General features: G+C 34.4%; 12 protein-coding genes. 11 read left to right on the top strand and 1 reads right to left on the bottom strand.

The window, feature by feature from the left end; all coding sequences use genetic code 11:
- From KKI44_RS09135 to KKI44_RS09085, 11 genes are all read left to right on the top strand, one after another.
- Nucleotides 1–318, top strand: coding sequence for a hypothetical protein (locus KKI44_RS09135; RefSeq protein WP_214590717.1), 318 nt, complete (start codon nucleotides 1–3; stop codon nucleotides 316–318).
- 88 nt (nucleotides 319–406) lie between these two features.
- Nucleotides 407–2,515, top strand: coding sequence for an RHS repeat-associated core domain-containing protein (locus KKI44_RS09130; RefSeq protein WP_214590716.1), 2,109 nt, complete (start codon nucleotides 407–409; stop codon nucleotides 2,513–2,515).
- A complete protein-coding gene (locus KKI44_RS09125; protein WP_214590715.1) occupies nucleotides 2,515–2,943 on the top strand; it encodes a hypothetical protein in 429 nt (142 codons plus the stop codon). The genes KKI44_RS09130 and KKI44_RS09125 overlap by 1 nt, the downstream gene beginning before the upstream one ends.
- 28 nt (nucleotides 2,944–2,971) lie before the next feature.
- Nucleotides 2,972–4,693: an RHS repeat domain-containing protein gene (locus KKI44_RS09120; protein ID WP_250902186.1), complete on the top strand. Its 1,722-nt coding sequence runs from the start codon at nucleotides 2,972–2,974 to the stop codon at nucleotides 4,691–4,693.
- Nucleotides 4,694–4,770: 77 nt separating this feature from the next.
- Entirely contained in the window at nucleotides 4,771–5,151 is a 381-nt protein-coding gene (locus KKI44_RS09115) for a hypothetical protein (protein WP_214590714.1), read from the top strand.
- Nucleotides 5,152–5,363: 212 nt separating this feature from the next.
- Nucleotides 5,364–6,275, top strand: a complete 912-nt coding sequence (locus KKI44_RS09110; protein WP_250902185.1) for an RHS repeat-associated core domain-containing protein — start codon at nucleotides 5,364–5,366, stop codon at nucleotides 6,273–6,275.
- Nucleotides 6,241–6,897 carry a hypothetical protein gene (locus KKI44_RS09105; protein WP_214590713.1) on the top strand — a complete coding sequence of 219 codons (657 nt, stop codon included), beginning with the start codon at nucleotides 6,241–6,243 and terminating at the stop codon, nucleotides 6,895–6,897. The genes KKI44_RS09110 and KKI44_RS09105 overlap by 35 nt, the downstream gene beginning before the upstream one ends.
- A gap of 258 nt (nucleotides 6,898–7,155) precedes the next feature.
- Nucleotides 7,156–8,376, top strand: a complete 1,221-nt coding sequence (locus KKI44_RS09100) for an RHS repeat domain-containing protein (protein WP_214590712.1) — start codon at nucleotides 7,156–7,158, stop codon at nucleotides 8,374–8,376.
- Nucleotides 8,376–8,825 carry a hypothetical protein gene (locus tag KKI44_RS09095; RefSeq protein WP_214590711.1) on the top strand — a complete coding sequence of 150 codons (450 nt, stop codon included), beginning with the start codon at nucleotides 8,376–8,378 and terminating at the stop codon, nucleotides 8,823–8,825. Before KKI44_RS09100 ends, KKI44_RS09095 begins: the two co-directional genes overlap by 1 nt.
- Nucleotides 8,826–9,080: 255 nt before the next feature.
- Nucleotides 9,081–9,257 carry a hypothetical protein gene (locus tag KKI44_RS09090; RefSeq protein WP_214590710.1) on the top strand — a complete coding sequence of 59 codons (177 nt, stop codon included), beginning with the start codon at nucleotides 9,081–9,083 and terminating at the stop codon, nucleotides 9,255–9,257.
- Entirely contained in the window at nucleotides 9,254–10,369 is a 1,116-nt protein-coding gene (locus KKI44_RS09085; protein WP_214590709.1) for an RHS repeat-associated core domain-containing protein, read from the top strand. Before KKI44_RS09090 ends, KKI44_RS09085 begins: the two co-directional genes overlap by 4 nt.
- A gap of 497 nt (nucleotides 10,370–10,866) precedes the next feature.
- Here KKI44_RS09085 and KKI44_RS09080 read toward each other — a convergent pair whose 3' ends face one another.
- Nucleotides 10,867–11,631: a 3'-5' exonuclease gene (locus tag KKI44_RS09080; protein ID WP_214590708.1), complete on the bottom strand. Its 765-nt coding sequence runs from the start codon at nucleotides 11,629–11,631 to the stop codon at nucleotides 10,867–10,869.
- Between the last annotated feature and the right edge of the window lie 12 nt (nucleotides 11,632–11,643).

The raw sequence follows: 11,643 nt of genomic DNA, 5'->3' as shown, positions 1-11,643 counted from the left end.
ATGTCAAAAATAATAATAGTACCAAAAAATAAAGAAGCTGAAATTGCTTTGGATTATGATACAGCAAATCCAGATCAACTTGTAGAATTAAATCTTGAGAGTGATGAATTTGAAAAGCTATTGAATGCAAATATATTTACTCTTATTAATAAAGTAGCAAACAGTAATATTGATGATTTTGAAGATGAACATATTACAGATTTAAATTTAATACGTCTTTCATTGAATGAATTGAAGAAAACTAACGACGCAGAAGAGATCAATAAAATGTTTGAACTCGCTTTATTATATGAAACTAGTATTCATTTCTATTTTTAGGATTTGTAATCCGTGAGCAATAATAAATAACCCATCGCGAAGCAGTGGGTTTTATGTTATAAAGAGCAGCACAGCAGCACAAGATAAAATGCTTTTCATTTTTAACCTCAGAAAGCAGGGCGAAGTCGGGGTAACGGTACAGGAAAGATTTGAGTACGATTCCCAAAACAGGTTGGTAAAACATTACCATCAGGTAGACAATAATCCTGAAGAACTGCTTGCCGAAAACACCTACAACGACCTGTCACAGCTTGTGAACAAGAAAGTAGGAAATAATCTTCAGAGCATCGATTACACCTACAACATCCGCGGATGGATGACAGACATCAACAAAAACCAGATGGCGGCAACGGATCTTGGCGGAAAACTGTTTTCCTACAAAATAAAATATACCAGTCGCGAGGGGATCGAAAATCCGGATACAGCTCAGTTTTCAGGAAAGAATGTTGTCCCGAAATACAACGGGAATATTACAGAGGTAGACTGGAGAGCCGTAGAATCTATTGGGGCAAATCCATCAACAACCCCGAAAAGATACGGGTATGCCTATGATAAAATTAACAGGCTTACAGCCGGGTTTTACCAGAATCCACAGAATCCTTACAGCAAGGAAAATATGGAATCTCTGGTGTATGACCTGAATGGGAATATTTCCAGCCTTTACAGGACTTCGGTGATGGAAAACGGAAGCACTACAGCAACGGTAATTGATAATCTTACTTACGATTATACCGGAAACAGAGCAACTAAAATTAAAGACATCAGCGGAAACTCTACCGGATATGAAGGAACAGCGGGAAATACCATTGGGTATGATGTGAACGGAAACATGAAAAATATGATCGATAAAAGCATTACAGCCATCGGTTATAATTATATGAATCTGCCCAATTCGTTAACAATTAATCTGGGACAGCTAACCACCGATATTGCCACAAAATATAGAGCAGACGGAAGCAAGGTAAGAAAGGAAACTACGAAAACTTCGATAGGAATTATAGGGACAACTACCACTAAGGAAACAACAGATTATCTGGATGGTTTCCAGTATTTCAGTACAACAGGTGGAAATACAGGCGGTGGCGGAAGTACTGAAATGATGATGACTTCAAGAGCTTTTGAGCCGCAGGCTTTTAGCTTGGTTGATCTTACAGGCACCAATACACTGCTTACCATAAAGACTCCTGACTTACAATTCTTCCCGACGGCAGAAGGATTTTATGATTATGTAAAAAATCAATATATTTACCAGTACAAAGATCACTTGGGAAATACAAGGGTAAGTTTCGGAAGAAACAGCGCAGGAGTTCTAGAAATTGTGGATGTTAATGATTACTATCCTTTTGGAATGAATCACCTAAAAAGTGGAAATTCGTTCTTTGGGGCGAGTTCGTATAAAAATTACAAATATCAGTCACAGGAATTACAGGAGACTGGTTTTTATTCGTTTAAGTGGCGAAATTATATGCCGGATGTAGGAAGATTCTTTAATATTGATCCTTTAGCAGAATCCTTCCCATATAATTCTACTTATGCCTTTGCAGAAAACAGAGTTGTTGATGGTAGAGAATTGGAAGGTTTAGAATGGGTTGCAAGTAGAAATTTAGAAGATAAAACGGTCAATCTTCACCTTACTTATAAATTGACTAATAATACAATTAATGCTCTCACAAATCAGCAAGTAGCAACATTAGCAAAAGAACGAGAGCAACAAATTATTTCCTCTTTTGGGGGCAAGGATTCTGAAGGAAATCAAGTAAACATTACTTTCACTCAAAGCGATAAAGCATCTATTATCTGGGATTATAATATGGGATATGATTTAACAGGTGTAGAAGGAGCAGAGAATTTAAACGAAAATGATCGTACTAGAGTACTTGCAACTACAGATGGCTTGACAGATAAAATTGGAGATACACAATCAAATAGAACACAAATAGGTGTTGGAAGAACAACAGGAATAGAATGGACTAAAGACGGATATATTGATTTTACAAAAGATCGTTCAGCAGTTGCAGTTACAGGAGCTCATGAAGATGGTCATGTTTTAGGATTAAAACATAATGATAAAGAAACTGTAAAAAATCCAAAAAGTTTAATGCGAGAATCACAATCGCCAGGGGGTACTCAGATCAGTCCAACTCAAAGAACGCAAGTTATTAAATTAGTAGAAAAACAACAAAAAAAGACTAAATAATGAAAGTAAATAGTAAAATATTTTTGTTTTTAATTTTATTTTTAATAAGTTGTCAAGGTGTAAGATCAATTTATGAAAAGAGATTAAACGTCGATAAAAGCGATATTAATTCAGTTTCTTTACTTGAGAAAACAAAATTAAATAACAATCAGTCAATAATATATTTTTGCGAATCATTTGATAATAAACTTCAAATAGAAGTAAACGGTAAAATAGTATTCGATAGAAAGCTAAAAACAATTGAACAGTTAGGCTATGCAGGTTCTTGCATAGTAGAAAACGATAAAGATGTTTCAATTATAGTTGATAATAAAAAATATATCAAATTAAATTCTGAAAAATTGCCTAAATATAAATTTATATATGTTGCAAAAAATAAAAGGAATTATAAAATTGAATATACTAATAAAGCAAAATCTTTTCGATAGTATACCTGTTCTCGCGGATTTGTAATCTGTGAGCAACAAAAAGAACCCACCGCAATTCCGGTGGGTTTTGTTTCCGAAAAGATACGGGTATGCGTATGATAAAATTAACAGGTTAACGGCAGGGTTTTACCAGAATCCCCAAAACCCGAACAGTAAAGAAAATACGGAATCGTTAGCGTATGATCTTAACGGAAATATCACCAGTCTTTACAGAACCTCGGTTCTGGAATATGGGAATACAACGCCGACCATGATTGATAACCTGCAATACATCTATGCTTCCGGCAATACCAGCAACAGGCTTACCAGCATCAATGATTATGCACAAAATGCAACAGGATACGAAGGCGGCGGACAAACCATCGGATATGATGTGAACGGAAACATGATCAGTATGCCGGATAAGGGAATCAGTGTGATTAAATACAATCATTTAAACCTTCCCCACCATCTGGAATACAGCAGAGATGGCATTGAAATGGTGAAACTGGACACAAAATACCGCGCCGACGGAACAAAGCTCCGTAAGGTAAACACCACAACGATTTCCGGAATTAACGGCTACACAACCTCTGTGAAGACCATCGATTACCTTGACGGCTTCCAGTATCAGAACATCACTAATTCAGGTGGCGGAGGCGGAGGAAGCTCGTCTTTTTCAGCATCCAATCTTGAGAGTTCACGAGCCATGGAAACGCAGGCATTCAGACTTGTGGACATCGGAGGTCTGGAACCTGTGGGAATGCTGAAGAATTCTGAACTGCAGTTTTTGCCGACTTCAGAAGGATTTTACGATTACATAAAAAATCAATATATTTACCAGTATAAAGATCACTTGGGAAATACAAGGGTAAGTTTTGGGAAAAACAGCGCAGGCGCTCTTGAAATTGTGGATGCTAATGATTATTATCCTTTTGGAATGAATCATTTGAAGAGTGGAAATTCGTTCTTTGGATCAAGTTCATATAAAAATTACAAGTACAATGGAAAGGAGTTGCAGGAAAGTGGCATGTATGATTATGGTGCGAGATTTTATATGGCGGACATCGGTAGATGGGGCGTCGTGGATCCGCTCGCGGAGAAAATGAGAAGACACTCTCCATATAATTATGCGTTCAACAACCCGATTATGTTTATTGACCCTGATGGGCGTGGACCTTTAAAAATTGGAAATCCTGAAAGTGCCGATGCAAAAAGATTACAAGGTGCTCTATCTAAATCAGAGGCTGGAAGACAAACTTGGCAGAAAATGGTTGACTCAGAAAGGACTATCTATATTCATTATGTAGGTGGTAATGATACAAAAACTGAAGCAGGCTATCTTTCCCGATCTGGAGCTAATGGAGAAACAATGACAGGAAAAATGTATAATGAAATGAAGAGTACTGGAAGTGTTTCTTCAAAATCAATGAATACAATAGGGACATTTAACAAAAATACGGGAGAATATGATAAAACGTCTGATTGGAATGAGACACATATTGTTTTAAGTGAAAAACAAATAGGTATAGCTAATGCTGTAGGAGAGATGACTGATGGAGAAAAAGGAAATAATATGGGAGATATAAAAACAGGGGGAGAAGAAGCTGTGCATTCTATTCAAAATTCAATGGATTTTACGGAAAAAATAAAAAATTCTGATACAGGGGAATATATAGAGAATCAAAATAGTAAACCTTACAATGAGAGACAGCACGAAATAGATGCTAAAAAAGAAGCACAGAAAATGTATAATCAATCAATTAATTAGATATGCAACTAAGATTATTTAAGGTTTTTCTCTTTTTATTAAGTGGCATTTTTTATTCACAAAGTAAACAACAACCTATGAAAGACTGTATTTGTTACACAAATGCAGATTCTACTTTATCCAAACCTTATTATAACCCAGCTCATTCACTTGTCATTAAATCTAAAAAACCTAAAGTTTTTTCATTATCAGGCGGAAGAGTTTCTAAAATAATAAAAGACAATAATTTATATACTATTATTATACAGAGCAATAATTTATTTTACATATATTCAAATCTTGCTTTTATTCCTAAAAAAATAAAAATGGATAAATATATTAGGAAAAATAAGTGGCTTGGGAATGGAAGTTTATTAAAAAATAATTATTCAATAGAATTACAAATTTACAATAAGACAAACATATTATCTGATATAAAAAAATATGTTAAATGTACTGAAGCCCCCCAATCTCGCTGATTTGTAGTCCTTGAGCAATAATAATAATAATAATAATAATAATAATAATAATAATAATAATAATAATAATAACCCACCGCAAAACGGTGGGTTTTGTGTTTTATAGCGTAGCTTTGTTTTAGCAAAAAACTCCTGACTTAGAGTTTTTCCCGACGGCAGAAGGATTTTATGATTACAAAAAAGATCAGTATATTTACCAGTATAAAGATCATTTGGGAAATACGAGGGTAAGCTTCGGAAGAAATAGCGCAGGAGCTCTTGAAATTATAGATGTAAATGATTATTACCCTTTTGGAATGAATCACCTAAAAAGTGGAAATTCTTTCTTTGGGGCGAGTTCGTATAAAAATTATAAATACAACGGAAAGGAATTGCAGGAGTCCGGTATGTATGATTATGGTGCAAGGTTTTATATGCCCGATATTGGACGTTGGGGTGTAATTGACCCACGAAGCCAATACACCCACGAAGCTTACAGTTATGTTTGGAACAATCCAATTAATTTTTGGGATCCTACAGGAATGGAGGGGGAAGATCCGGATCCTAAAAAAATATATGGTCCTAAAGGAGGTAAGCTTATTGAAGAAGTTGTAGTTACCGCATCAAAACCTCTACAAAAAAACACAGCAGGACTTTCTTTTACACATAAGGCTTTTGCGCCAGCAATACCTGTTGCGGCTTATCTTTTGGAAGCTGCTTATTATGCATTAGTAGGGTATGCGGCTTGGGATATTGCTGATAAAGCTTCCGATGTCATTAAAAATAGAGATTTGTCTGAACAAAATGATGCAGAAGAAACTGCCTCTGGTACACCTGATGTATTTCCTGATGCTGGAGAGGAAACAGATATTAATGGCGTTCCTGTTCCTGTTGACGATAGTGGTATTAAAAAACCTATAGACTTTTTGGCTTTTTCAAAGGTCGCGAGAGGAAACCAAAGAGATACAGGATTAATTGGATGGTCGGATGAAGATATTGCTACAGAATTAGCAGGTTTGAAAGGTAATTTGTCAAAGGAACAAAAAGCATTAAAGCAAAGACTTGTCAAAGAACAAAAAGCACGTACAACCCGTAATAAACAGAAAAAAAGTGGAGAAAAAGGTACAGGAACAGGCAGAAGATAATAACTTGAAAACTCATTTTGAAAGCAGATATTTAAGTGAAAGAATAGATTTTTTGCAAGAGTATGATTTTGTTAAGGATGAGAGTAATTTTGAATATTTCAAATCCTTTATATTTGATTTTGAACTCACAAAAAATGATTGGTATAATTCTCTCATAATTAATTTAGCTGATGAATTAAATATTGTTCATAATAGTTTTTATAAACGATATTTAAATTATTTAACCAATAGGAAGTATTATCTATTTAGACTTTCAATTTTAGATTACTTTGCAAACAACCATATATTTTACAAGAAGATTTATAGACAAAAAGATTTTGAAATAATTAAAAATAGTCGAAACCTTAAGCGGATAGTCAAGAACCAAGTAATTGTTAATGATTTAATATTTGATTTAAAAAATAAAAGAATATACATTGATGAACTTAAGAAAAGTTATAGGGTAACACAAGATTACAAAAGTCATATAAGACTTTATAATTATATTATGAATTTTGAACTTGACGAGATAATCAGCAAAACTGATTTAAATTATTTAGTTGAAACTACTCAAAATAAAAAATTAGGAAGAGCGGTGGATCTTAAGCTTTTAGAATTTGCAAATTATTTTAATGGAAAATAAAAATAAGCAACACAAAAGAGGCTGCCCGATTACCCCGCTCTCGCGGATTTGTAATCCGTGAGCAATAATAAATAACCCACCGCAAAGCGGTGGGTTTTGTGTTTTATAGTGTTGCTGCGTTTTTGGCAAAAAAATCTTTAAACTTTTTATTGGTAAGCATTTTTTCCACGAGGCGAAAAATGGTTTGCTTGTCTTCCTCCTCGAGCTGCTGTATTAATCTGATCTGTTCGAGTTCCGTTTTATCTTCAAAATTATCCGATGGAAGCCATGATGATGATGACTCCCCAAAGCAGGGCTATGGAGATGCAGGCATTTAGTCCTGATGACATCGGAGGGTTTCAGCCTGTAGGTGCGTTTAACGTAATGAAAAATCCTGACCTAGAGTTTTTCCCAACCGCAGAAGGATTTTATGATTACAAAAAAGATCAGTATATTTACCAGTACAAAGATCATTTGGGAAATACGAGGGTAAGTTTCGGAAGAAATAGCGCAGGCGCTCTTGAAATTATAGATGTAAATGATTATTACCCTTTCGGAATGAATCATTTGAAGAGTGGAAATTCTTTCTTTGGGGCGAGTTCGTATAAAAATTACAAGTATCAGGGACAGGAATTACAGGAGACTGGTTTTTACAGTTTTAAGTGGAGAAACTATATGCCGGATGTAGGAAGGTTCTTTAATATTGATCCTTTGGCAGAAAAATATACTTACAATTCTACGTATGCATTTCAGGAAAATAAAATGGGAATGGGAGTCGAGTTGGAAGGCTTGGAACTATTGAAAAATCATACTGGATTTTTTGCAATCCATGGTAATGCAATGAGAGTTGTCCGAGCACCAATATCACAGATAAGTAATGGATATGCAACCTTCACACCAGCGGATATTGGATTATCCACGCAAGGATATAATCCGGGTGCTGCAAGAATGTCTGATGGCTCCAGCGGTTTAAAATTAAAATCTTATGCTTATAGCGGTCCTACTCCAAACGGAGGAACTATGGAAAATGTAAAGGAAATGCCGGAAAGTGCTGACAGCCAAAAATTTAAGACCTATAGAAGGAATAAAGAAAGGGTAATTACTAACCCAAGGATTAAATTCTATGATAAATTAAGCGCAGGACTGGGAGGCGCACAAGAATTGTTAGGATTATTAGATCTGGCTGCTAATGTTCCTGATGCCATTAAAAGTACAAAAGCATATGTACAGGCTTCTAAAGATGTGAAACTTATTAATTCTCAAGCTAAAACAATGGATAGAGCTATAGATTTGGTAAATGAAAGTGGAATTGAAATGAACCAACAAACAAGAAATGATGTGATCAATTTTGTTTTTGATGGAACTGTACCAAATCCGGGAGCAGGATTGATGCCAAATTCATTAATCATCCAAAATGGAACGCAAATTCTAAGAAATAATAATTTGCCTGTGCAGCCTCTTAACGAGCAGTTGAACACCAATAAAAAAGTTTTACCATAATGAAAACAATTAAATATATTTCATTTATCTTAATATTATTAAGCATCAGTTGCTGTGTAAATCAGAAACAAAAAGATGAAGAGCAAATCAAAAATACTGTTCGAGAATATTGGACTGCTGTTAAGAATAATGATTTGCAATCATATAATGGTTTAATCTACGAATCTGAAAATTTTCCTGGTGTAACAGCAGGTGATTTGTATTTTTTACACAAGCATTACAAAGCTTTAAATATACAAGAAAAATTAAAAGATGAAATAAAAATTAAAGATACAATAGGTTTATCACCAGATATAAAGATGAAATATGTACAATATATATTTAAAAAAGAAGATTATAGTAACATGAAAAAACCTTTGACTGTAACATTAATTTTTTATAAGCCAATAGGTTTTAATAAAATATCAGATCCGGTAATTTTAGAAAATCACATAGGTTGGGATAAATAATCCCGATGACGCGGATTTTTAACCCCAATCTCGCGGATTTGTAATCCGTGAGCAATAATAAATAACCCACCGCAATTGCGGTGGATTTTGTGTTTTATAAAGTTGTTTCGTTTTGTCATACAAAACGAAACTATAGCGTAGCAATATTTTTCTGTAGATAATCTTTAAATCGTTTTTTAGAAACGAAAGTTTCGATTAGTTTTAGAAGAATGTTTTTTTCTTCGGCATCGAGTTCATTGATAAGTTTTAACTGTTTTGTTTTTTTCCATTGAAGAAAATAATATCATCTACGGAAATCCCGAAATGTTTAGCGACAAAAACCAATTTATCAACAGGAATACTCCGATGGAAGCCATGATGATGATGGCTCCCCAAAGCAGGGCTATGGAAATGCAGGCTTTCAATCTTGTTGATTTAGGAGGTGTGGAATGATTAAAACTCCTGACTTAGAGTTTTTCCCAACCGCAGAAGGATTTTATGATTACAAAAAAGATCAGTATATTTACCAATACAAAGATCATTTGGGAAATACGAGGGTAAGTTTCGGAAGAAACAGCGCAGGCGCTCTTGAAATTATAGATGTAAATGATTATTACCCTTTCGGAATGAATCATTTGAAGAGTGGAAATTCTTTCTTCGGAGCGGGTTCGTATAAAAATTATAAATACAATGGGAAGGAACTGCAGGAATCCGGCATGTATGATTACGGAGCAAGGTTTTATATGCCCGATATTGGACGTTGGGGTGTTCAAGATTTATTAAGTGAATTTTACTATTCACACTCACCATATAATTATGTTGGTAATAATCCCATTATCAGGACAGATCCTACAGGAGCAGATTGGTACACAGACAAAGATGGTAATTACCAATATAATTCCAAACTTAATAAAGATAACGCAGATCAGTTCTTTAAAGACAATAAAATTGAAGGGGCAAAATATTTCGCGGCTAGTGGTAAAGCTGTTTCTGGATATAATTTAGGAAAAGATAATCAAGAAATTACTTCAAGTTATAATTTAAATAGCGATGGCTCGGTAACTGATAATATTTTAGGTAAAAACATTGATGCTGGTTCAACAGGACAATTAGGAGAAACAGGTAAATCTGTGACTGCTGTGGATGATAGACCGACAGGTGATTTAAATAAGAATGGTGATAAATTTTATTCGAATGATAAAAATACATATCAATTAAATAATAATCATTGGGTTAAATTATCTGGTCAAATGGTTGATGCAAATGCTCTTCATGCTGGAGGAATGGGATCTATTTATTCAACTTACAATTCTATTACCTTAGTAGATCGTGCTATTTATAATGATAATTTAGCAACCATTTTTGATTATACAATTGATTTAAAAGGATTGGCAGTTGGTATGGGTTTATCTTCTATAGAGAAAGGGAAATTTGAAAAACCTTCTATAAAAGGTCTTGTAATTGGGTTTATTTATAATTTTTATTCAGGAACCTTTAATCAATTAAATTCAATAAGAGAACATGATGAAAACGCTGAGAAAAATATAAATCAGAATAAAAAGTAATGATAAACGGTAGAATTATTATAAGAGCAATTATATATTTATTGAAATTTTGTGGAATTATCATAGGGATTGATATTATATATAATATTATAGTGCATCATCAATTAAAATCTGCTAATATAATATTTGATATTATTTTTGGTTTTCTTTTTTGGATACTATTTCTTTTTTCTGACAGATTTCAGTCTCATAAATTTTGATATGCCATGATCTCGCGGATTTTTAATCCGTTAGCAATAATAAATAACCCACCGGAAAGCGGTGGGTTATGTGTTTTATAGCGTAGCTGCGTTTTTGGCAAAAAAATCTTTAAACTTTTTATGGGTAAGCATTTTTTCCACGAGCCGGAAAAATGGTTTGCTTGTCTTCCTCTTCGAGCTGTTGTATTATCTGATCTGTTCAAGTTCCGTTTTATCTTCCAAAATTACTTCTTTAGGAATAGAACCGTCATAATCAATCGCTCATTAAAGCATCTTTTTAACCGGCTCACTTATCATTTAAAACTTGCTTGATAATTGGATTTTCGTGAAAACCTTTTTGGTATACAATGGGAAATCAGCGTTCTGAAGCCATCCGTAATAGCCCAGATCTTTCTGGAAAACAGATTTTACCGTTTGTCCCTTATATTTTCCGAAAGCAAAGATTTCCTGTCCGTTTTCGTTGAAGTGAATCATTCCGGCAAGATCTGCGAATTTGTTCTGAGACGAAAAATTGCTTAATTCTGCGATTTCGTTCGGTACATCATCGTATTTTCCGACCTGCGCATCAAGTACTTCGAAAGTTGCCATAACATCGGCTTCCGCAGAATGGGCGTTTTCCAGTGTTTTTCCGCAATAAAACTGATAGGCAGCTCCCAAATTTCGGGGTTCCTTTTTAAAGAAAATGGTCTGTGCATCAACCAGTTTGAATTTATTCAAATCAAAATCAAACTCGGCACGAAGCAGCTCTTCCGCTAACAATGGAACATCGAATCTGTTGGAATTGAAACCTCCTAAATCCGCACCGGTAATCATTTCCATCACTTTTGGAGCAATTTCTTTAAAGGTGGGCGCATCTTTTACATCTTCATCATAAATTCCGTGGATTTCGCTGCATTCTTTCGGGATCGGCATTTCAGGATTTACCCTCCATGTTTTGCTTTCTCTCGACGAATCAGGATTTACTTTTAAAATACAGATTTCAACAATACGGTCTTTCCCGATGTTCGTTCCTGTGGTTTCCAGATCAAAAATGCAGAGCGGTTTATGTAGTTTTAAATTCATTTTTTATAATTT

This window comes from Chryseobacterium sp. ZHDP1, assembly GCF_018603435.1.
GTDB classification, from domain to species: Bacteria; Bacteroidota; Bacteroidia; order Flavobacteriales; family Weeksellaceae; genus Chryseobacterium; species Chryseobacterium indicum.
The sequence above is the reverse complement of the archived record's forward strand: the minus strand, read 5'-3'. Positions and strand labels throughout refer to the sequence as shown.